Raw genomic sequence first — 21,355 nt, forward strand, 5'->3', positions numbered from 1 at the left:
TCACACCGATGGCCCCCGGTGTCAGGCTGTGATCATGAGCCACGACCTCGTCAACCGTCTGCTCACCGCGCTGCCCGCCGAGGCGGTCCTCACCGACCCCGACATCACGGGCTCCTACGCGCACGACATGGCCAGTTTCTGCCCGGCGGGCGTCCCGGCCGCGGTCGTCCTGCCGCGGACGGTCGAGCAGGTCCAGCACGTCATGCGCACCGCCACCGACCTGCGCGTACCGGTCGTCCCGCAGGGCGCCCGCACCGGCCTGTCCGGCGCGGCCAACGCCAGCGACGGCTGCATCGTGCTGTCCCTGACCCGGATGGACCGGATCCTGGAGATCAACCCGGTCGACCGCATCGCCGTCGTCGAACCGGGCGTCGTCAACGCCGCCCTGTCCCGCGCGGTCGGCGAACACGGCCTGTACTACCCGCCGGACCCCTCCAGCTGGGAGCAGTGCACGATCGGCGGCAACATCGGCACCGCCTCCGGCGGGCTGTGCTGCGTGAAGTACGGGGTGACGGCCGAGTACGTCCTCGGCCTGGACGTCGTCCTCGCCGACGGACGGCTGATGACCACCGGCCGCCGTACGGCGAAGGGGGTCGCGGGATACGACATGACCCGGCTGTTCGTCGGCTCCGAGGGCTCGCTGGGCATCGTCGTAGGGGCCGTCCTGGCGCTGAAGCCGCAGCCGCCGCGGCAGTTGGTGCTGGCGGCCGAGTTCGGCTCCGCGGCCGAGGCCTGCGACGCGGTGTGCCGGATCATGGCCGGCGGACACGTGCCGTCCCTCCTCGAACTGATGGACCGTACGACCGTCAAGGCCGTCAACGACCTGGCGCACATGGGCCTCCCGGAGACCACCGAGGCCCTCCTCCTCGCCGCCTTCGACACCCCCGACCCGGCGCCCGACCTCGCCGCGGTGGGCGCCCTGTGCGAGGCCGCGGGCGCCACCCAGGTCGTCCCCGCCGAGGACACCGCCGAGTCCGAACTGCTGCTGCAGGCAAGGCGGTTGTCCCTCACCGCGCTGGAGGCCGTGCGGGGCGTGACGATGATCGACGACGTGTGCGTGCCGCGGTCCCGGCTCGGCGACATGCTGGCGGGCGTCGACCGGATCGCCGAGAAGTACCAGCTGACCATCGGCGTCGTCGCGCACGCGGGCGACGGCAACACCCACCCCACGGTCTGCTTCGACGCGCAGGACCCCGAGGAGTCCCGGCGCGCCCGCGAGTCCTTCGACGAGATCATGGCCCTCGGCCTGGAACTCGGCGGCACCATCACCGGCGAGCACGGCGTCGGCGTCCTGAAGAAGGAGTGGCTGGCGCGCGAGATCGGCCCGGTGGGAGTGGAGCTGCAGCGCGGCATCAAGCAGGTCTTCGACCCCCTCGGCATCCTGAACCCGGGAAAGCTGTTCTGACCCCCTCCCGGCGCTCACTCCCCGTCCGCGGACTCGTCGCCCGGCCAGGGGTCGCCCAGCCACAGGTCGTCGGCCGGGGTCGGGGCGAGCAGCTCGGCCAGGCCGTCGTCGATGCCGAGCTGCTCGGCCTCCGAGCCCGGCGGGACCACCCGCAGCGACCGCTCCAGCCAGGCCGACAGCTGCGCGGCCGGGGCCTCCAGCAGGGCGTCCCCGTCGGGTGAACTCAGCGCCATCAGCACGACGCTGCGGCCCTCGACCTTCGTCGGCCACACCCGTACGTCCCCGTGCCCGCAGGGGCGGAACACCCCCTCCACGAGGAGTTCGCGGGCGAAGGTCCAGTGGACGGGGTGGTCGGAGTGGATGTGGAAGGCGATGTGGACGGCGTACGGGTCGTCGCTGCGGTAGCTCAGCCGGGCCGGGACCGGGATGCTGCGCTCGGGCGACAGGACGAGCTTGAGCTCCAGCTCCCGCTCTACCACGGTGGGGTGCATGGCGTCCGGTGTCCTCTCTGGTGACTTCTCGTACGGGTCCTTCAACGGGCCCGTACGAGTGGAGAGAAGGGTGGGCCCGGAGCATTACGCGGGTCAGCGGGACTTTCTTTCCCGTCTCCCGAAAGGGGTGGGTACCGCGGGACTGGCGGTGGGGGTTGCCCGCGTCTGATAGATGTGGAGCCCCCCAAATGACCCCCGAGCAGATACGGGACGACGGACATGAGCGCCCCAACCCCGGCCCCCGGTGACGACAGGCCCCGCGAAGGGTATTACCCGGACCCGTCCATTCCTGGATATGTCCGGTACTGGAACGGTGCCGCGTGGGTACCGGGCACCAGCCGTCCGGCGCCCACGGACGGCGAACCGCTCGCCCCGCCGCCCGGCGCGGCCCCGGCCCCGGCCCCGGCCCCGGTCGAGGAGACGGGCCCGCACTTCTTCGACGAGGACCCGGCCGGTGAACCCGCCCCGGTCCAGGGCCAGTCCCAGCACGGCAGCCGCCCCGAGCCCGCCGTGGCGTGGGGCGCCGACCGCTCCCGTCAGTCCGGCTTCGGCGTCGACCAGGACCGCCGGGTCTCGTGGGGCGCCCCCGACCCGCGCACCCCGGCCCCGGCCGACGGCACCACCCCGAGCACGGACGGCACGGCCACGATCCCGCCGGCCGAGGACGCGGCCTCCAACAACACCTTCGTCTTCCGCCGCCCGACCCCGGGCCCCGCCGCCCACGGCACCCCCGACACGGACCAGGGCACCATGACGTTCCGCGCCGTGTCCCCGCGCACGGGTCGCCAGGACGGAGCGCCCGCGGCACACCAGGGGCGCACACCGGGCTCGGCTCCCGCCCAGGGGGCAAGTGGTGCGGCAGGTACAGCAGACACACCCGACACCGGCACGGCGTCGGCGGGCGCGGCCGGTGCGGGCGGCTTCGGCGCGCGGCCCGGCGGTGGTACGGCGTCGGGGGGTGCGGCGGGTTCGGGCGGTGCCCCGGGGGCTGCGGCCGGTGCGGGCGGCTTCGGCGCGCAGTCCGGTGGCGGTGCGGGCTCGGCCGGTGTCGGCGGGTTCGGCGCTCCCGCCGCCCAGGGTCCCGGGTTCGCCGCGGGCAAGGCCGCCGTGGACCGGGCCGCCGCGCAGCAGGCCCAAGTCCCCGCCCCCACGGCCCTCTCCGGCCCGCAGGCGGCCTCGGCGGTTCCCCAGCAGTCGGGCCCGCGGTCCGGCCCGCAGCCCGTGTCCCAGGCCCCTGGCCCGCAGCCCGCGTCTCAGGTCCCCGCCCAAGGCGGTGCTCAGGGCGGCGCCCAGGCCGCGACCCCCGTCACCAGTGGCCCCGGCGGTGGTCAGCCCTCCTGGGCGCAGCAGGTGCACCGGCTCGCCGGAGCGCCCGGCGAGGAGCAGCCCGTCGCGCCCTGGAAGCCGCCGGTCGAGGACATCTTCCAGGCGGCCGCCCGGCGCCAGGCATCCGCGCGGCCCGCCTCCCTCGGCAAGCGGTTCGCCGCCCGGCTGCTCGACACCGTCGTCCTCGCGGCCGTCACCGGCGTGGCCGCCGTACCGCTCGGCCTCAAGGCGATGGACCACGTCGACGAGAAGATCGAGGCGGCCAAGCTCTCCGGCGAGACCGTCACCGTATGGCTGCTGGACGGCACGACGTCGGTGTATCTCGGCATCGTGCTGGCCGTCCTGCTGGTCTTCGGCGCTCTCTACGAGGCGCTGCCCACCGCCAAGTGGGGCCGCACCCTGGGCAAGAAGCTGTTCGGCCTGGAGGTGCGCGACATCGAGGCGCACGAGCCGCCGTCCTTCGGCGGGGCCCTGGGCCGCTGGCTCGTCTACAGCGTCCCCGGACTGCTCGTCATCGGGGTCGTCGGCATCCTGTGGTGCCTGTTCGACAAGCCGTGGCGCCAGTGCTGGCACGACAAGGCCGCGGGTACGTTCGTCGCGGGATGAGGGGGTACGGCGACCCCCCGGGGTGATGCCGTACCCCGGACGGCCGCTCGCCGGATGCGCGGGCGCCGGGTTCGCGGTCGACTCGGGCCATGAGCAGCGAACCGCCCCCCGGATCCGGTCAGCAGCCGCCGGAAGACGACCCGTTCAGGAAGCAGCCCCCGTCCGGGGACACCGGTGCGGGCGCCGGCTCGCCCTACGACGCCCCGCCCGGGGGCCAGGGCGGCCAGCCGCCGCCGTACGGCGGGCCCTACGGCGGTGACCCCTACGGCGGCGGCGGTTACCCGGCCGATCCGCTCGCGGGCATGCCCCCGCTCGCCGACAGCGGCAAGCGCACGCTGGCGCGGATCATCGACATGGTGCTGGTGGCCGTCGTGGTCTGGCTGCTCACCTGGGCGTTCCGGGTCAGCGAGCTGGACGTGAACGCGGACGACGTCGACTACGGCAAGTCCCTCGGGCAGTCCCTGATCGCCGCCCTGCTCTACATCGGCTACGACACCTTCATGATCTCCAGGTCCGGGCAGACGCTGGGCAAGAAGTGGCTGGGCCTGCGCGTGGCCAACCTGGACAACGGCTCCACGCCCTCCGTGCAGACCGCGCTGGTCCGCTCGTTGGTGCTGTGGATCCCGTTCGCCTTCTGCTGCGCCTGCGTCTGGACCGCTATCTGCGGCGGCTGGAGCTTCTTCGACAAGCCCTACAAGCAGGGCCTGCACGACAAGGCGGCCAAGACGGTGGTGGTCAGCACCCGCTAGGCCCGAACGTCAGGAAGCGGCGCGCTCGGGTACCGGGGCGGGGGCGGGCGCGCCCTGCGCGGTGACCTGGGCCGGCCTGCGCAGGGCGATCACGCGGGCCTTGGGCGTCGGCACGGTCAGCGCGACCAGCAGCCCGAGGGCGAGTGCCGCGACGGCGATGAGTGCGATGCCCGCACCCGAACTCGTCTGTGACAGCAGCAGCATGGCGAGGGTCGAGAAGAGCACGGTGCACGAACCGTAGGCGAGCTGTGCGGCGGTCGGACGAGGCATGGTCATCGTGTCCTCGGATTCGGGGGTACACGGGGGGTGTGGACCTGGCATTCCGCCAACTTCCGGGCGTTCCGCCAATCGACTCTAATCGCGTGCATGCCCGAGCGGAACGAACAGTAAGCGTGACCTAACCAACAGTACCGGTGCACGGGGGGCGCACGGAGTCATGGCGTCCACCCAGCGGACGGGCTCGCGCGCCTGTCCAGCGGGGCGCGGGTGTCCGTAAAGCGGAATTCGACTCCGCATAGTGCAGTTGACCTGTTCAAGTCAAGGTCTGTCTTTTCCGGTGAACCTCTAGTCGAATGACGTCACTTGACTACACGCGTTGATCACGCGCGCGCGAAACCCATGACCAGGAACCCTCCCGTCGCGCGCGCTCGAACGCGGGGGAGGATCTCAAGTGACGAACAGGACCTGGACGTTCAGAGCGGCCGCGACGGCTGTCGCGCTCGCGGCGGCCACCGCCACGCTCTCGGCGTTCACCATGGCCCAGGCCGACGACACGGCCACGAGCCCCATCGACCGGCACGACCCGGCGCCGGTGCACCACGAGCACGAGCACGACCTCGAAGGCCCGCTGAGCAAGACGCAGGACGCCCAGCGCGAAGAGGCCCTGAAGCAGGTGATATCCGGCAAGGCCGAGGTGACCGAGCGCGAGGGCTCGAAGGTCGTCGAGCTCAAGAGCAGGAAGGGCGACAGCAAGTACGTCGAGCTCGGCCGCGAGAAGACCGACAAGATCTTCACGATCCTGGTGGAGTTCGGCGAGCAGACCAAGCCCGAGTTCGGCGGCACCCCCGGCCCGCTGCACAACCGGATAGCCGAGCCGGACCGCACCCAGGACAACAGCACCGCCTGGCAGGCGGACTACAACCAGAAGCACTTCGAGGACCTCTACTTCGGCACCGGCAAGGGTGTCGAGTCGATGAAGAAGTACTACGAGAAGCAGTCCTCGGGCCGCTACTCCATCGAGGGCGAGGTCTCCGACTGGGTCAAGGTCCCCTACAACGAAGCCCGTTACGGCAACAACAAGTGCGGTGAGACCAACTGCCCGAGCGTGTGGAACATCGTCAGTGACGGTGTGACGGCCTGGGTCGCCCAGCAGAAGGCAGCGGGGCGGACCGACGCCGAGATCCAGGCGGACGTCAAGCAGTTCGACCAGTGGGACCGCTACGACTTCGACGGCGACGGCGACTTCAACGAGTCCGACGGATACATCGACCACTTCCAGGTCGTGCACGCCGGTGAGGACGAGTCCGCGGGCGGCGGCGCCCAGGGCGAGGACGCGATCTGGGCCCACCGCTGGTACGCCTTCGGCACCGACGCCGGCGCCACCGGGCCGGACAACAACCGGCTCGGCGGCGCGCAGATCGGCTCCACCGGCATCTGGGTCGGCGACTACACGGTCCAGCCGGAGAACGGCGGACTCGGCGTCTTCGCCCACGAGTACGGCCACGACCTCGGTCTGCCGGACCACTACGACACCACCGGCGGCGGCGAGAACTCCACCGGCTTCTGGACCCTCATGTCCTCCGGCTCCTGGCTGGGCACCGGCAAGGAGGCCATCGGTGACCTGCCCGGTGACATGACCTCCTGGGACAAGCTCCAGCTGGGCTGGCTCGACTACGCCAAGGCGAAGGCCGCGACCAAGTCGAAGCACAAGCTGGGCGTCGCCGCGTACAACACCAAGAACAAGCAGGCGCTCATCGTCGACCTGCCCAAGAAGGCGGTGACGACCGAGATCGTCGCCCCGGCCGAGGGCACGCACCAGTGGTGGAGCGGCAGCGGCGACAACCTCAAGAACACGCTGACCCGTTCCGTCGACCTCACCGGCAAGGCGTCGGCGACGCTGGCCTTCGACGGCTGGTACGCCATCGAGGCGGGCTACGACTACCTCTACACCGAGGTCTCCACCGACGGCGGCGCCAACTGGACCGCCCTGGACGGCACCGCGGACGGCCGGGCCATCCCGCGCGACGGCAGCGACAAGCCCGCGCTCAGCGGCTTCTCGGAGACGTACCAGAAGCTGTCCTTCCCGCTGGACGCCTATGCCGGCAAGAAGATCGACCTGCGCTTCCGCTACGCCACCGACGGCGGCGTGGCCGAGAAGGGCTTCGCGGCCGACCGGATCTCGGTCACCGCGGACGGTGCCGCGCTGTTCACCGACAACGCCGAGACGGCGGACGCCGCCTGGACGGCGAACGGCTTCCAGCGCATGGGATCGTCGTTCACCAAGGACTACGCGCAGTACTACATCGCCGAGAACCGCCAGTACGTGTCGTACGACAAGACACTGAAGGTCGGCCCGTACAACTTCGGCTTCTCCACGACCCGTCCGAACTGGGTGGAGCACTACCCGTACCAGAACGGCCTGTTGATCTGGAAGTGGGACACCTCCCAGGCGGACAACAACACCAGCAAGCACCCGGGCGTCGGTCTGATCCTGCCGGTCGACTCGCACCCGACGGCGCTGAAGTGGTCCGACGGCACGCCGATGCGCAGCCGGATCCAGGCCTACGACTCGCCGTTCAGCCTGCAGCGCACGGACGGCATCACGCTGCACAACGCGGACGTCGCGACCAGGATCCCCTCGTCGAAGGGGGTGCCGGTCTTCAACGACCACACCCACACCTACTACGACGCGGCGACCCCGCTCGCCGGTGTCAACGTCACTGACACCAACACCAAGATCAAGATCGTCAAGGAGGCCAAGAACGGCTCGACGATCTCGGTCGAGGTTGGGCCCGCGGTGAAGTAGGCAGCGTTTCCGCAGGTCAGAAGCGTATCGGCGGCACCCCCTGGCGGGTTGCCGCCGATCCGTGTTTAGGTGCGTCCTGTGGCTCTCTTATTGACACCGACGCACCCGGGGATGTGACCGCATGGCCGCAGGAGGTTTCTGCAAGCTGCCGACCGGCAGCGTGGTGGTGGCGCTGAACCTGCCGACGCCCACCCCGCACGGCACCGGGTCGGTCCGTTTCCTGGTGCACGCCCAGAACCGCGCGCGAGCCCTGACCAGGCTCCGCAATCTGGGCCTGCGGGCGGTCTACCTGCGCGGCAACGCCGCCCCGCCGACCCCGGACGAGATCACCGCGGTCCTGCACCACCCCGACGGCCTGATATGGCGGACGGCCCCTGACAACGGTGTCGCCCTGACCCCGGACCTCGCCCAGGAGCTGTGGCGCCCGATCAGAGCCCTGCTGCGAAGACCGACGGCACAGGCCTAACCGGGCACACGCCTACGCGACGACCGGCTTCCCGGTCAGTTCGATGCCGGCCTCGCGCATCTCCTCCAGGGCGCGGCCGGTGGTCTCCTCGGCGACCCCCGCGGTCAGCTCCAGCAGGACACGCGTACGCAGACCCTCCCGGGCCGCGTCCACGGCCGTGGCCCGGACGCAGTGGTCGGTGGCGATGCCCACCACGTCCACCTCCGAGACCTCCCGGTCCCGCAGCCAGTCGGCGAGCGTCACGCCGTTCTCGTCGACCCCCTCGAACCCGCTGTAGGCGGCCGCGTACGCCCCCTTGTCGAAGACGGTGTCGATCGCGCCGGAGGCGACCGCCGGGGCGAAGTTCGGGTGGAAGCCCACGCCCTCGGTGCCGGCGACGCAGTGCGCCGGCCAGGAGTGGACGTAGTCGGGGTTGTCGGCGAAGTGGCCGCCGGGCGCGATGTGGTGGTCGCGGGTGGCCACCACATGCTGGTAGCCGGAACCGGCGGCCTGTCCGACCAGCTCGGTGATGGCGGCGGCGACATCCGCGCCTCCGGCCACCGCGAGACTGCCCCCTTCGCAGAAGTCGTTCTGCACGTCTACGACGATCAAGGCGCGGCGCATGATGGCTGTCCTTCGACTATGGGTGAACTCACGAGCCTAGAGACTGGGACGGCACTGCGGGAGGGGCACCGCAGTTAGCTACCCGACCGAACCGGGACGTACTCCGTCGGAAGGACGGGTTCCCCCCGGGACAGCTGGGCCGCGGACAGCGGCAGCCCCGCGCGGGCGGCGATGTGCCGCTCCCGTACGACGTCCAGCGGCTCCCGGGCCACCACCTCGCCGCCCTTGACCAGCTGCACCTGCAGCTGCCGGTCGGCCAGCTCAGCGGGGACCGCCTCCGTGCCGACGACCTCGGCCTCCGCGATGCCGTACCGGTCGAGGCGGCGCGCCGCCCACTTGCGGCCGCCGATGGAGGTCTTGCCGCCGGAGGACTTCTTCGCGACCGGCACCAGCGGGGCCTTCGGGTCGGCGGACTCGGCACGGGCGACCAGCTTGTAGACCATCGAGCAGGTCGGGTGCCCGGAGCCGGTCACCAGCTGGGTGCCGACGCCGTACGCGTCCACCGGCGCCGCCGCCAGCGAGGCGATGGCGTACTCGTCGAGATCCGAGGTCACGATGATCTTCGTGTCCCGCGCGCCCAGCTCGTCCAGCTGCTGGCGCACCCGGTGGGCCACCAGGAGCAGGTCCCCGGAGTCGATGCGGACGGCGCCGAGCCCCGGTCCGGCGACCTCCACCGCCGTACGGACGGCCTCGGTGACGTCGTAGGTGTCCACCAGCAGGGTGGTGCCCCGGCCGAGCGCGTCGACCTGCGCCCGGAAGGCGTCCCGCTCGCTGTCGTGCAGCAGGGTGAAGGCGTGCGCCGAGGTGCCGACGGTCGGGATGCCGTAGCGGAACCCGGCCGCCAGGTCGGAGGTGGTGGTGAAGCCGCCGACGTACGCGGCGCGCGCGGCGGCGACCGCGGCGAGCTCGTGGGTGCGCCGGGCGCCCATCTCGATCAGCGGCCTCTCCCCGGCCGCCGAGGACATCCGGGAGGCGGCCGCGGCGATGGCCGAGTCGTGGTTGAGGATCGACAGGATCACCGTCTCCAGCAGCACGCACTCGGCGAAGGAGCCCTCCACCCGCATGATCGGCGAGCCCGGGAAGTACACCTCGCCCTCGGGATAGCCCCAGATGTCGCCGGTGAAGCGGTAGCCGGCGAGCCAGTCCAGGGTCTCCTCGTCGACGATGGCCCGCTCGCGCAGGAAGCCGAGGACGCCCGGGTCGAAACGGAAGTTCTCCACGGCGTCCAGCACCCGGCCGGTGCCCGCGACCACGCCGTAGCGGCGCCCCTCCGGCAGCCGGCGGGCGAAGACCTCGAAGACGCTCCGCCGTTCGGCCGTGCCCGCTTTCAGGGCGGCCCGGAGCATCGTCAGCTCGTACTGGTCCGTGAAGAGCGCCGTCGAGGGAACATCCACCGGCAGCCCAAGGTCCGCTGTGTTCATGGCGAGGACTGTACCCCACTTCGCGTCAGTGTGACGATTTCTGGTGCCCGTGGCAGCATGGGCCATGTGACGTCACCCGCTCCCGTAGAGATCGAACGCACCGAGTCGGCGGAAGAGGTTTCCGCCGTTCCCGAGCCCGACGTCCCCTGGGTGACGATCGTCCACAATGACCCGGTCAACCTCATGAGCTACGTGACGTACGTCTTCCAGACGTACTTCGGCTACTCCAAGGACAAGGCCACCAAGCTCATGCTCGACGTCCACCACAAGGGCCGTGCGGTCGTCTCCAGCGGCAGCCGCGAGGAGATGGAACGCGATGTGCAGGCCATGCACGGCTACGGCTTGTGGGCCACCCTCCAGCAGGACCGGAAGTAGCGACGACCGCTGATGCCAGGAACCTTCGAACCGCTCCCCGGCGGCGGCGCGGCCGTCGCCCTCGACGACGTCGAGATCTCCATCATCCGGTCCCTGGCCGTCCAGCTCCTGGAGCTGATCGGGCCCGGACCCGGCGCGGAGACCACCGAGGACCCGCTCGCCGAACTCTTCGCCGACGGCCCGAGCGAACCGCCCGCCGATCCCGTGCTGCGCCGGCTGTTCCCGGACGCCTACGGCGACCCCGAGGGCACGCCCGGCCCCGAGCAGGCCGAGGAGCAGCGCGCGTACTCCGCCGAGTTCCGCCGCTACACCGAGAACGACCTGCGCGCCGGCAAGCGGGACAACGCCCTCGCGGTGATCCGCTCCCTGGACGAGCTCAGCGCCGCGGGCGACGGCGGGGCGGTCCTGAAGCTGTCGGTGGAGCAGTCCCGCCAGTGGCTGAGCGCCCTCAACGACCTGCGCCTGGCGATCGGCTCCCGCCTCGACATCGTCGACGAGGACGACACCGACCTGCTCTACCGGCTGCCGGACGAGGACCCGCGCAAGCCGATGGTGATGGCCTACCTCTGGCTGGGCGGGCTCCAGGAGACCCTCGTCTCCACACTCATGCCCTGATCGTGACGGTTGTGCCCAGATGATGTGTTCGCTCAGCGGACGCTCAAATCCGGATAACGATCACATCACCCTCCCGGCCGACTGTGTCCCTTTCGCGCCCTCTTTGCCCACTTCTCCGTGTGCAATGCGCCACAAATCGCCTCGTTGATCAAGATGGCGGCCGTGATAAATCTTCACGACCGCCCGGCGAACACCACCCATGTTCCGTCCGGGTGCGCCACCGACCGGCAGACCGCCGGTCAGGCAGAACGCTCCAGTCAATCCGGGGGGATCGAGATCCGGTCCGCGGCCGACGACAGGCCCGGGTCGGTGTGGAGAAAGGCGCACCAATCACATGACCTCCGTCCAGGTCGACACGGAGAAGGCTCCGGAAGAGGGCTACGAGCGCGGCCTCGGCAGCCGCCAGGTCCAGATGATCGCGATCGGCGGCGCCATCGGCGTCGGCCTCTTCCTGGGTGCCGGGGCGAACATCGCCAAGGCCGGTCCGAGCCTCATCCTCATGTACGCCCTCGCCGGCGTCATCATCTTCTTCATCATGCGGGCACTCGGTGAGCTGCTCCTCTACCGCCCGGTCTCGGGCTCCTTCGCGGAGTACTCCCGCGAGTTCCTCGGCCCGTTCTTCGGCTACTTCACCGGCTGGACGTACTGGCTGATGTGGGTCGTCACCGGCATGGCCGAGCTGACGGCCGCCGCGATCTACGTCAACTACTGGTTCCCGGAGATCCCGCAGTGGGTCACGGCCCTGGTCTTCCTGCTGGTGCTGTTCGCCGCCAACCTGATCTCGGTGAAGCTGTTCGGCGAGATCGAGTTCTGGTTCTCGATGGTCAAGGTCACCGCCCTGATCGGCATGATCGTGATCGGTCTCGGCGTGCTCACCTTCGGCTTCAGCTCCGCCGGTGACACCGCCGCGGTGTCCAACCTCTGGGCCTTCGACGGGTTCTTCCCCAAGGGCGTCGGCTCGTCCCTGATGACCCTCCAGGGCGTCATGTTCGCCTACCTCGCCGTCGAGCTGGTCGGTGTCACCGCGGGCGAGTCCGAGAACCCGGAGAAGACCCTCCCGAAGGCGATCAACACCCTGCCCTGGCGGATCGCCCTGTTCTACGTCGGTGCCCTCACCGTCATCCTGTGCGTGGTCAAGTGGACCGAGTTCAGCGAGGGCGTCAGCCCCTTCGTCGCGGCCTTCGCGAAGATCGGCATCCCGGCGGGCGCGGCCATCGTCAACTTCGTGGTGCTGACCGCCGCCCTGTCCTCCTGCAACTCCGGCATGTACTCCACGGGCCGCATGCTGCGGAACCTGGCCGACAGCGGTGAGGCCCCCGCGGTCTTCAAGAAGCTCTCCTCCACCAAGACCCCGGCCTTCGGCATCACGATCTCCGTGCTCTTCATGGGCATCGGCGTGATCCTGAACTACATCGTCCCGGAGAAGGCCTTCGGCTACGTCGTCTCCGTCGCCACCGCGGCCGGTATCTGGACCTGGCTGATGATCCTGGTCAGCCACGTCCGCTACCGCCGCGCGGTCGACGCGGGCCGGCTGCCGGCCTCGTCCTTCCCGGCCCCCGGCGGCGCGAAGTGCAGCTGGGTCGCCATCGCCTTCCTGCTCTTCGTCACCGGCATCATCGCCTACGACGCCGACTCCCGCGTCTGCCTGTACGTGATGGCGGGCTGGGCGGCGGCGCTGGGCATCGGCTGGCTCGTGCTGAAGTCCCGGAACCCCGAGGTCACGCAGCGCCGTGAGGCGGAGTTCGAAAAGGTCGGCTGACCAGCACCGTCCTAGCATGTGGGCGGCTTCGTACCACTCTTCGGTACGGAGTCGCCCTTCTGCTTATCCTGGCGGGCATGCTGACCATCACCCAGGCCCTCGTCGACCAGATCGTCGCGCACGCGCGCAAGGACCATCCCGACGAGGCGTGCGGCGTCATCGCGGGGCCGGCCGGCGCCGACCGCCCCGAGCGCTTCATCCCGATGCTGAACGCCGCCATGTCGCCCACGTTCTACGAGTTCGACTCCGGCGACCTGCTCAAGCTCTACCGCGAGATGGACGACCGGGACGAGGAACCGGTGGTCATCTACCACTCCCACACGGCCACCGAGGCCTACCCCTCCCGCACCGACATCTCCTACGCCAACGAGCCGGGCGCGCACTACGTCCTCGTCTCCACCGCCGACACCGACGGCCTCGGGGAGTTCCAGTTCCGCTCCTTCCGGATCCTGGAGGGCGAGGTCACGGAGGAGGAGGTCAGGGTCGTGGAGGCCTACTGAATCCCGTCGATCTCGGATCGTGGATGATTTACGTCCGGATGGTGAGATCACACTCCTGGAGCCGGTCCGGGAATCGATACGATGAGCCCATGGTTCTTCTCGACGTGAGTGACAAGGCGCCGGGCTCGCTGCTCGTTGCGCGGCTGCACGTCGACCTGTGCAGGCTGAACAGCGCCATCTGTTGACCGTCCCGCTGCAGCCGTACGGCCGTGCCGCCGCGGCGCGCCATCGACGCGCGCGCCCACTGAGACCAGACCACTTTTCCGACAGGAGCCCCTTGCCATGGCCATCGAGGTCCGCATCCCCACCATCCTCCGCCAGTACACCGACGGCAAGAAGGCGGTGGAGGGCAGCGGTGACACCCTTGCCGACCTGTTCACCGACCTCGAGACCCGCCATGCGGGCATCCAGGCCCGGCTCATCGACCAGGCGAACGGCGAGCAGCTGCGCCGCTTCGTGAACGTGTACCTCAACGACGAGGACGTCCGCTTCCTCGACGGCATCAACACCAAGCTCACCGACGGCGACAGCGTCACGATCCTGCCGGCCGTGGCCGGCGGCATGGTCTGATCCCGTATGCGCTACGACTCCCCGCTGGCCGCGGTGGGCAACACCCCTCTGGTGCGCCTGCCGCGGCTGTCGCCGTCCGCCGACGTCCGGATCTGGGCCAAGCTGGAGGACCGCAACCCCACCGGCTCGATCAAGGACCGCCCGGCCCTGCACATGATCGAGCAGGCGGAGAAGGACGGCCGGCTCACCCCGGGCTGCACCATCCTGGAGCCCACCTCCGGCAACACCGGCATCTCTCTCGCCATGGCGGCCAAGCTCAAGGGCTACCGCATGGTCTGCGTGATGCCCGAGAACACCTCCCAGGAGCGCCGGGACCTGCTCGGCATGTGGGGCGCGCAGATCATCTCCTCCCCGGCGGCGGGCGGCTCCAACACGGCCGTACGCGTGGCCAAGGAACTGTCCGCCGAGCACCCGGACTGGGTGATGCTCTACCAGTACGGCAACCCGGACAACGCGGGCGCCCACTACGCCGGCACCGGCCCCGAGATCCTCGCCGACCTCCCGTCCATCACCCACTTCGTGGCCGGTCTCGGCACCACGGGCACGCTGATGGGCGTGGGCCGCTTCCTGCGCGAGCACAAGCCCGACGTGAAGATCGTCGCCGCGGAGCCGCGCTACGACGACCTGGTGTACGGCCTGCGCAACCTCGACGAGGGCTTCGTGCCCGAGCTGTACGACGCGTCGGTGCTGACCACCCGCTTCTCCGTCGGCTCGGCGGACGCGGTCACCCGCACCCGGGAGCTGCTCCAGCAGGAGGGCATCTTCGCGGGCGTCTCCACGGGCGCCGCCCTGCACGCCGCGATCGGCGTCGGCAACAAGGCGCTGAAGGCGGGGGAGTCCGCCGACATCGTGTTCGTCGTCGCCGACGGCGGCTGGAAGTACCTGTCGACCGGCGTCTACACGGCGGCGACGACCGAGGAAGCGATCGAGACGCTGCAAGGACAGCTCTGGGCGTAGCCCCTCAGCCCGCCAGGTGTCGGACCTGGTCCCACAGGACCGGGTCCACCACCCCCGCCTTGCGGCGGAAGTCCCGCACCGGCACCTCGCGCAGCTCGTCCGTCTCCAGGAAGCTCGCCCGCCCCTGAGCGTCGCTCACCGCACCCGGCGGCAGCGGGATCACCCCCGACCGCTCGTCGTGGTACTGGCTGGTGATCTTCGCGACGCGCACCCGCCTGCCGTGCACCGCCAGCACCAGACACGGCCGGTCCTTCGCCCCCGGCCGGTCCTCGAACGGCACACTCGCCCACCAGATCTCCGTGGGCCGCGGCCGCACGGCCTGCCGACGCCGGTCCAGCCGCCCGGAGGTTCTGCGCCCCCACCCGTCCACGAGTGCGGCGACGAGCGCGAGCAGCACCACCGCGGCGAGCGCCAGCCACCACCATGACGTGTCCATACGACGACGTTACCGGCGCGCGCTCAGCTGCGCGCGCCCTTCCCGCGCCTCAGGCGCCCCACTGCCAGCCGAACGCGTGACACCACAGGTGAGTTCGCCCACAACAGCCCTTGGCGGAGGAGCGACCCGCCCTGTCGCGCCTTACGCTCGACGAACCGCACACCCCCGTCGCCCCCCATCCGGACATCCCCGCCCGCGGAGGTTTCTGCTTCATGAAGCTCACCGTCGTCGGCTGCTCGGGGTCGTTTCCGTCCGCGGAATCGGCCTGCTCGAGCTACCTCGTCGAGGCCGACGGCTTCCGGTTGCTCCTCGACATGGGCAATGGCGCCCTCGGCGAGCTGCAGCGCCACTGCGGTCTCTACGACCTCGACGCGATCTTCCTGAGCCATCTGCACGTCGACCACTGCATCGACATGTGCGCCTACTTCGTCGCGCGGTACTACCGGCACGACGGCGGCCGCTGCGCCCCCATCCCGGTCTACGGACCCGAGGGCACGGAGCACCGGCTGACCACGGCCTACGCCGACACCCCCTCGGCCTCCTCGATGAGCGAGGTCTTCGACTTCCACACCGTCAAGCCCTCCACCTTCGAGCTCGGCCCGTTCACGGTGCACACGGAGCGGGTGGCCCATCCGGTGGAGGCGTACGGCATCCGCGTCGAGCACGGCGGGCGGTCCCTGACGTACTCCGGCGACACCGGTGTCACCGCCACGCTCGACGAACTCGCCCGCGACACCGATCTGTTCCTGTGCGAGGCGGCGTTCACGCACGGCAAGGAGAACATCCCCGACCTGCACCTCAACGGCCGCGAGGCGGGTGAGACGGCGGCCCGGGCGGGCGCCCGCCGCCTGGTGCTGACCCACATTCCCCCGTGGACCGACCCCCGGACCAACCTGGCCGACGCGCGCGCGGTCTACGACGGTCCGGTGGAACTGGCGGCGCCGAGGCGGACGTACGAGATCTGAAGGCCACGTGCACGGAGGCCCCGGAACCAGCTCGGTTCCGGGGCCTCCGTCCTGTCGTACGGGCTACTTGGCCTCGGCCTTCTGCAGCTCCGCCAGCTCCTCGTCGGACTCACGGCCCGGCGTCGGAAGGTTGAACTTGGTGATCGCGAAGCGGAAGAGGACGTAGTAGACCGCCGCGAAGACCAGGCCGATCGGGATGATCAGCCAGGGCTTGGTGGACAGCGACCAGTTGAGTCCGTAGTCGATGGCACCCGCGGAGAAGGTGAAGCCCGCGTGGACGCCGAGCGCCCAGGTGATCGCCATGGACAGGGCGGTGAGCACCGCGTGGATCGCGTAGAGCACCGGCGCGATGAACATGAACGAGAACTCGATCGGCTCGGTGACACCGGTCACGAAGGAGGTCAGCGCGAGCGAGACCATCATGCCCATCACGGCCTTGCGGCGCTCGGGACGAGCGGCGTGCGCGATCGCGATCGCGGCGGCCGGCAGGCCGAACATCATGATCGGGAAGAAGCCCGACATGAACTGACCGGCGTCCGGGTCGCCCGCGAAGAAGCGGTTCAGGTCGCCGTGCACGACCTCGCCGGCGGCGTTGGTGAAGTCACCGATCTGGAACCAGGAGACGGTGTTGACGAACTGGTGCATGCCGATCGGGATCAGCGCGCGGTTGATCAGACCGAACAGACCGGCACCCGCGGCGCCCAGACCGGTGATCCACTCGCCGACGTCCGAGATGCCCTCACCGATCGGCTCCCAGACCAGGCCGAAGAAGACGCCCATGACGGTGCCGACGAAGGCCATGATGATCGGCACGAGACGGCGGCCGTTGAAGAAGCCGAGCCAGTCCACCAGCTTGGTGCGGTGGAAGCGCTGCCACAGCACGGCGGAGAGCAGACCCATGAGGATGCCGCCCAGGACACCCGGATTGTTGTAGGTCGCGGCTATGTCCGCGCCCTTCTGCACCTTTGCCTCAGTGACCGGGAACGCCTTGAGGACATTGCTGTAGACCAGGAAGCCCACCAGCGCGGCCAGCGCGGTCGAGCCGTCGGCCTTCTTCGCGAAGCCGATCGCGACACCGATGCAGAACAGCAGCGGCAGGTTGTCGAAGATCGCGCCACCGGCCGTGGCGAAGACCGCCGTGACCTTGTCGGGCAGGTTCAGCTTCTCCTGAACGTCGGCCTGACCCAGGCGCAGCAGAATGCCCGCCGCGGGCAGGACGGCGATCGGGAGCTGGAGGCTGCGGCCGACCTTCTGCAGGCCCTGGAACAGACCGGATCCCCACTTCTTTGTGGGGGCCGCCGATGCGGTGGCGGTGCTCATAGACTTCCTCCATCGGGTGGTGGTCTACACCACTCAGTGGTGTAGACCTGTTCTAGCACGATGAAGGGCACATAAGGAACCCGCGATTCCGTCACCGGAACCGCGGGTTGCGCAACCGTTATTCGAGGCTTTCGTCAGACCTTTGTAACGTCCTCCACCTCGTCCTCCGGCTCCCGTCCCGGCGTCTTCAGATCGAATCTCGTGATCGCGAACCGGAAGATCACGTAATACACGACTGCGAAGACCAGGCCGATCGGAATGATCGCCCACGGCCTGGTCGCCAGATTCCAGTTGATGACGTAGTCGATGAGCCCGGCGGAGAAACTGAAGCCGTCGTGCACCCCGAGCCCCCACGTCACCGCCATCGACACACCCGTCAGCACCGCGTGCACCACGTACAGCAGCGGCGCGATGAACAGGAACGAGTACTCGATCGGCTCGGTGATGCCCGTGACGAACGAGGTCAGCGCCACCGAGAGCATCAGACCGCCGACCTCCTTGCGGCGGTGCGGCTTCGCGCAGTGCGTGATGGCCAGGGCCGCGGCCGGCAGCGCGAACATCATGATCGGGAAGAACCCCGAGGTGAACTGGCCCGCGTCCGGGTCGCCCGCCAGGAACATGTTGATGTCGCCGTGCACCTCGGTGCCGTCCGGCTTGGTGTACGTGCCGAACTGGAACCAGATGGGCACGTTCAGGAACTGGTGCAGGCCGATCACCAGCAGGGCCCGGTTCGCGATGCCGAAGATGCCCGCACCCCAGGCGCCCGCGTCGCTCAGCCAGTCGCTGAAGCTCTCCAGCGCGTCACCGATCGGCGGCCACACCCACAGGCACAGCGCGGCGAAGGCGATGGCGACGAACGCCATGATGATCGGCACCAGCCGGCGGCCGTTGAAGAAGCCCAGCCAGTCCACCAGCCGGGTGCGGTGGTAGCGGGCCCAGAAGAAGGCCGCCAGCAGGCCGATGACGATGCCGCCGAACACCCCGGGGTTCTGGTAGGTGAACGCCTGCACCGTGCCGTCGACGGTCCCCTGGCAGCCGACGTTCGGGACCGCCTCCGTGCCGTCCGGGCAGTCCTCCGGGAACTGGCGCAGCACGTTGTAGTAGACGAGGAAGCCCGCCACCGCCGCCAGCGCGGTCGAGCCGTCCGCCTTCTTCGCCATGCCGATCGCGACACCGATGCAGAACAGCAGCGGCAGCCCGAGCTGGCTGTCGAGCAGCGCGCCGCCCGCCCCGGCCATCACCCGGGAGATGTTGTTCCAGCCGAGCCCTTCGTCGCCGAACACATCGGGCTGGCCCAGCCGGTTCAGGATGCCCGCGGCCGGCAGCACGGCGATCGGGAGCTGAAGACTGCGGCCCATCTTCTGCAGGCCCTGGAACGCCGACTGCCACCGCCGACGTGCTGGAGAGATCTCGGTGGGGGCATTCATCAGTTGGCGACCGCCTGTCAGGTGGTGTAGACCAGTTATCGACGATTGGGTTGCTGTGACGTCATCTTTCGGTACGTACGGCGCAATCGCTCGTAAAGTTGGGCCAACTGTGCGTGAGGAGACCGAAATGGCCAGCAAGGCTGAGAAGATCGTTATCGGACTCGGCGGTATCGAGAACATCGAAGAAGTCGAGGGCTGCATCACGCGCCTGCGCACCGAGGTCGCCGACGCCTCCCTCGTCGACGAGGCGGCCCTCAAGGCGGCCGGCGCCCACGGAGTCGTCAAGATGGGCACGGCGATCCAGGTCGTCATCGGCACCGACGCCGACCCGATCGCGGCGGAGATCGAAGACATGATGTGAGCACACCGCTCACCCCTGAAGGGGCCCGTCCCCCCGCGGGAAGGGCCCCTTCCGCATGTCCCGCTAGGCTCATCGCCATGTCACGCATCGACGGCCGCACCCCCGAACAGCTCCGCCCCGTCACCATCGAACGCGGCTGGAGCAAGCACGCCGAGGGCTCCGTCCTCGTCTCCTTCGGCGACACCAAGGTCTTCTGCACCGCCTCCGTCACCGAAGGCGTCCCGCGCTGGCGCAAGGGCAGCGGCGAAGGCTGGGTCACCGCCGAGTACTCCATGCTGCCCCGCGCCACCAACACCCGCGGCGACCGCGAATCCGTCCGCGGCAAGATCGGCGGCCGCACCCACGAGATCAGCCGCCTCATCGGCCGCTCCCTGCGCGCGGTGATCGACTACAAGGCGCTGGGAGAGAACACCATCGTCCTGGACTGCGACGTCCTCCAGGCCGACGGCGGCACCCGCACCGCGGCCATCACCGGCGCCTACGTGGCCCTCGCCGACGCCGTGGCATGGGCCCAGGGCAAGAAGCTGATCAAGGCCGGCCGCAAGCCCCTGACCGGAACCGTCGCGGCGGTCTCGGTGGGCATCGTCGGCGGCGTCCCGCTCCTCGACCTGCGCTACGAGGAGGACGTGAAGGCCGAGACCGACATGAACGTCGTCTGCACCGGCGACGGCCGCTTCGTCGAGGTCCAAGGCACCGCGGAGGCGGAGCCCTTCGACCGCGACGAGCTCAACTCCCTGCTGGACCTGGCGGTCCTGGGCTGCACCGAACTCGCTGTCCTGCAGCGCAAGGCCCTTGATACCGTCCTCGAAAAGTAAAGGACGCACCAAGCAGGGCGTCCGGCACGGGCAACCACGCCGACCGCCCCCGCGTCACTAGGGGTACGGGCGCACGACACACCGTCGGGCGCCCGGCCAGGCACGGGGGCCTGTGGAAGGCCTGAGCACGGGAGGACACCAGCATGGGCGCGAGCCGACGCAGACGGAGCCGTATCACCATGGTCGCCGCGGTGGCGGCCGTAGCGCTGACCACCGGACTGACCACCGGCTGCGACGCCGTCAGCAAGGCCCTGGACTGCGTCCAGACCGCCGAGGCCGTCGCCGACAGCGTGACCGACCTCCAGCAGGCCGTCGAGAGCGCGGCGAACGACCCGACGCAGGTCGACGAGTCCCTCGACTCCATCGACCAGAACCTCAACGACATCGGCGACAAGACCGACAACGCCGACGTCGACAAGGCCGTCGACGACCTCGCCACCGCGGTCGACAACGTCCGTACGGCCATCGACAACGGCGACGAGACCCCCGACCTCACCCCGGTCACCGACGCCGCCGGCGAACTGACCAAGGTCTGCACACCCTGATACTGGGGGCATGACCCGCCTGATCCTCGCCACGCGCAACGCCGGAAAGATCACCGAGCTGAAGGCCATCCTCGCCGACGCAGGTCTGCCCCACGACCTCGTCGGCGCGGACGCCTTCCCGGACATTCCGGATGTCAAGGAAACAGGAGTGACGTTCGCCGAGAACGCCCTCCTCAAGGCCCACGCCCTGGCCCGGGCCACCGGCCTGCCCGCGGTGGCCGACGACTCCGGCCTCTGCGTCGACGTCCTGAACGGCGCCCCGGGCATCTTCTCCGCCCGCTGGGCCGGCCGCCACGGGGACGACCGGGCCAACCTGGAGCTGCTGCTGGCCCAGCTGTCCGACATCGCCGACGAACACCGGGGCGCCCACTTCGCGTGCGCGGCGGCGCTGGCCCTGCCGGACGGGCAGGAGCGGGTGGTGGAAGGCCGACTGAGGGGCGTCCTACGGCACACCCCGACCGGCACGAACGGCTTCGGCTACGACCCGATCCTCCAGCCGGACGGCGAGACCCGCACCTGCGCGGAACTGCCCCCGGAGGAGAAGAACGCGATCAGCCACCGGGGGAAGGCGTTCCGGGGGTTGGTGCCGGTGGTCCGGGAGCTGCTGGGCTGAGAGAC

The 21,355-nt window shown here is 69.8% G+C and carries 24 protein-coding genes; 17 read left to right on the forward strand and 7 right to left on the reverse strand.

Features of this window, described 5'->3' with window-relative positions; translation table 11 throughout:
• The first annotated feature begins 34 nt into the window (after nt 1-34).
• Nucleotides 35-1,405: an FAD-binding oxidoreductase gene (locus ACFYW5_RS06080; protein WP_389415735.1), complete on the forward strand. Its 1,371-nt coding sequence runs from the start codon at nt 35-37 to the stop codon at nt 1,403-1,405.
• A 14-nt stretch (nt 1,406-1,419) separates the two neighbouring features.
• Here the strand turns inward: ACFYW5_RS06080 and ACFYW5_RS06085 are convergent, their stop codons facing one another.
• Entirely contained in the window at nt 1,420-1,896 is a 477-nt protein-coding gene (locus tag ACFYW5_RS06085) for an SsgA family sporulation/cell division regulator (RefSeq protein WP_389415736.1), read from the reverse strand.
• A gap of 219 nt (nt 1,897-2,115) precedes the next feature.
• Here ACFYW5_RS06085 and ACFYW5_RS06090 point away from each other — a divergent pair, with 219 nt between their 5' ends.
• The gene (locus ACFYW5_RS06090) at nt 2,116-3,828 is read left to right on the forward strand and encodes an RDD family protein (protein ID WP_389415737.1); all 1,713 of its coding nucleotides are present in this window, start codon (nt 2,116-2,118) and stop codon (nt 3,826-3,828) included.
• An 89-nt stretch (nt 3,829-3,917) separates the two neighbouring features.
• Complete coding sequence (locus ACFYW5_RS06095) at nt 3,918-4,577, forward strand: RDD family protein (RefSeq protein WP_389415738.1); 660 nt, start codon at nt 3,918-3,920, stop codon at nt 4,575-4,577.
• Nucleotides 4,578-4,586: 9 nt separating this feature from the next.
• Here the strand turns inward: ACFYW5_RS06095 and ACFYW5_RS06100 are convergent, their stop codons facing one another.
• Nucleotides 4,587-4,847, reverse strand: coding sequence for a hypothetical protein (locus ACFYW5_RS06100; protein ID WP_389415739.1), 261 nt, complete (start codon nt 4,845-4,847; stop codon nt 4,587-4,589).
• Between the two features lie 400 nt (nt 4,848-5,247).
• Here ACFYW5_RS06100 and ACFYW5_RS06105 point away from each other — a divergent pair, with 400 nt between their 5' ends.
• Both ACFYW5_RS06105 and ACFYW5_RS06110 read left to right on the forward strand, forming a co-directional pair.
• The gene (locus tag ACFYW5_RS06105; protein ID WP_389415740.1) at nt 5,248-7,602 is read left to right on the forward strand and encodes an immune inhibitor A domain-containing protein; all 2,355 of its coding nucleotides are present in this window, start codon (nt 5,248-5,250) and stop codon (nt 7,600-7,602) included.
• Between the two features lie 121 nt (nt 7,603-7,723).
• Nucleotides 7,724-8,068, forward strand: a complete 345-nt coding sequence (locus ACFYW5_RS06110) for a hypothetical protein (RefSeq protein WP_389415741.1) — start codon at nt 7,724-7,726, stop codon at nt 8,066-8,068.
• Between the two features lie 12 nt (nt 8,069-8,080).
• Here ACFYW5_RS06110 and ACFYW5_RS06115 read toward each other — a convergent pair whose 3' ends face one another.
• Both ACFYW5_RS06115 and ACFYW5_RS06120 read right to left on the reverse strand, forming a co-directional pair.
• On the reverse strand, nt 8,081-8,671 hold the full coding sequence (locus tag ACFYW5_RS06115; RefSeq protein WP_389415742.1) for an isochorismatase family protein: 591 nt from the start codon (nt 8,669-8,671) through the stop codon (nt 8,081-8,083).
• 74 nt (nt 8,672-8,745) lie between these two features.
• A complete protein-coding gene (locus ACFYW5_RS06120; RefSeq protein ID WP_389415743.1) occupies nt 8,746-10,092 on the reverse strand; it encodes a nicotinate phosphoribosyltransferase in 1,347 nt (448 codons plus the stop codon).
• Between the two features lie 57 nt (nt 10,093-10,149).
• Between ACFYW5_RS06120 and clpS the strand changes: the two genes are divergently transcribed.
• From clpS to ACFYW5_RS06155, 7 genes are all read left to right on the forward strand, one after another.
• On the forward strand, nt 10,150-10,467 hold the full coding sequence (gene clpS, locus ACFYW5_RS06125; RefSeq protein WP_389415744.1) for an ATP-dependent Clp protease adapter ClpS: 318 nt from the start codon (nt 10,150-10,152) through the stop codon (nt 10,465-10,467).
• A gap of 12 nt (nt 10,468-10,479) precedes the next feature.
• A complete protein-coding gene (locus tag ACFYW5_RS06130) occupies nt 10,480-11,082 on the forward strand; it encodes a DUF2017 domain-containing protein (protein WP_389415745.1) in 603 nt (200 codons plus the stop codon).
• Between the two features lie 334 nt (nt 11,083-11,416).
• Entirely contained in the window at nt 11,417-12,841 is a 1,425-nt protein-coding gene (locus ACFYW5_RS06135) for an amino acid permease (RefSeq protein ID WP_389415746.1), read from the forward strand.
• Nucleotides 12,842-12,918: 77 nt separating this feature from the next.
• The gene (locus ACFYW5_RS06140) at nt 12,919-13,341 is read left to right on the forward strand and encodes a Mov34/MPN/PAD-1 family protein (protein WP_250076341.1); all 423 of its coding nucleotides are present in this window, start codon (nt 12,919-12,921) and stop codon (nt 13,339-13,341) included.
• Nucleotides 13,342-13,430: 89 nt separating this feature from the next.
• Nucleotides 13,431-13,526 carry a putative leader peptide gene (locus ACFYW5_RS06145; protein WP_389415747.1) on the forward strand — a complete coding sequence of 32 codons (96 nt, stop codon included), beginning with the start codon at nt 13,431-13,433 and terminating at the stop codon, nt 13,524-13,526.
• Between the two features lie 97 nt (nt 13,527-13,623).
• Nucleotides 13,624-13,911 carry a MoaD/ThiS family protein gene (locus ACFYW5_RS06150; RefSeq protein WP_389415748.1) on the forward strand — a complete coding sequence of 96 codons (288 nt, stop codon included), beginning with the start codon at nt 13,624-13,626 and terminating at the stop codon, nt 13,909-13,911.
• A gap of 6 nt (nt 13,912-13,917) precedes the next feature.
• Nucleotides 13,918-14,868, forward strand: coding sequence for a PLP-dependent cysteine synthase family protein (locus tag ACFYW5_RS06155; RefSeq protein WP_389415749.1), 951 nt, complete (start codon nt 13,918-13,920; stop codon nt 14,866-14,868).
• A 4-nt stretch (nt 14,869-14,872) separates the two neighbouring features.
• Here ACFYW5_RS06155 and ACFYW5_RS06160 read toward each other — a convergent pair whose 3' ends face one another.
• The gene (locus tag ACFYW5_RS06160) at nt 14,873-15,304 is read right to left on the reverse strand and encodes a type II toxin-antitoxin system PemK/MazF family toxin (protein WP_389415750.1); all 432 of its coding nucleotides are present in this window, start codon (nt 15,302-15,304) and stop codon (nt 14,873-14,875) included.
• Nucleotides 15,305-15,516: 212 nt separating this feature from the next.
• Here ACFYW5_RS06160 and ACFYW5_RS06165 point away from each other — a divergent pair, with 212 nt between their 5' ends.
• Complete coding sequence (locus ACFYW5_RS06165; RefSeq protein WP_389415751.1) at nt 15,517-16,269, forward strand: MBL fold metallo-hydrolase; 753 nt, start codon at nt 15,517-15,519, stop codon at nt 16,267-16,269.
• 63 nt (nt 16,270-16,332) lie between these two features.
• Here the strand turns inward: ACFYW5_RS06165 and ACFYW5_RS06170 are convergent, their stop codons facing one another.
• On the reverse strand, nt 16,333-17,589 hold the full coding sequence (locus ACFYW5_RS06170; RefSeq protein ID WP_389415752.1) for a PTS transporter subunit EIIC: 1,257 nt from the start codon (nt 17,587-17,589) through the stop codon (nt 16,333-16,335).
• A gap of 134 nt (nt 17,590-17,723) precedes the next feature.
• Entirely contained in the window at nt 17,724-19,016 is a 1,293-nt protein-coding gene (locus ACFYW5_RS06175; protein WP_389415753.1) for a PTS transporter subunit EIIC, read from the reverse strand.
• A gap of 127 nt (nt 19,017-19,143) precedes the next feature.
• Here ACFYW5_RS06175 and ACFYW5_RS06180 point away from each other — a divergent pair, with 127 nt between their 5' ends.
• The 4 genes from ACFYW5_RS06180 (at nt 19,144) to rdgB (ending at nt 21,350) form a co-directional block, all read left to right on the forward strand.
• Nucleotides 19,144-19,377 carry a glucose PTS transporter subunit EIIB gene (locus tag ACFYW5_RS06180; protein WP_389415754.1) on the forward strand — a complete coding sequence of 78 codons (234 nt, stop codon included), beginning with the start codon at nt 19,144-19,146 and terminating at the stop codon, nt 19,375-19,377.
• A gap of 77 nt (nt 19,378-19,454) precedes the next feature.
• A complete protein-coding gene (gene rph / locus ACFYW5_RS06185) occupies nt 19,455-20,192 on the forward strand; it encodes a ribonuclease PH (protein ID WP_389415755.1) in 738 nt (245 codons plus the stop codon).
• Nucleotides 20,193-20,335: 143 nt separating this feature from the next.
• Nucleotides 20,336-20,737 carry a hypothetical protein gene (locus tag ACFYW5_RS06190; RefSeq protein ID WP_389415756.1) on the forward strand — a complete coding sequence of 134 codons (402 nt, stop codon included), beginning with the start codon at nt 20,336-20,338 and terminating at the stop codon, nt 20,735-20,737.
• A gap of 10 nt (nt 20,738-20,747) precedes the next feature.
• On the forward strand, nt 20,748-21,350 hold the full coding sequence (gene rdgB, locus ACFYW5_RS06195; protein WP_389415758.1) for an RdgB/HAM1 family non-canonical purine NTP pyrophosphatase: 603 nt from the start codon (nt 20,748-20,750) through the stop codon (nt 21,348-21,350).
• Nucleotides 21,351-21,355 lie beyond the last annotated feature (5 nt).

Origin of the sequence: Streptomyces sp. NPDC002779 (assembly GCF_042888685.1) — a bacterium.
GTDB lineage: Bacteria > Actinomycetota > Actinomycetes > Streptomycetales > Streptomycetaceae > Streptomyces.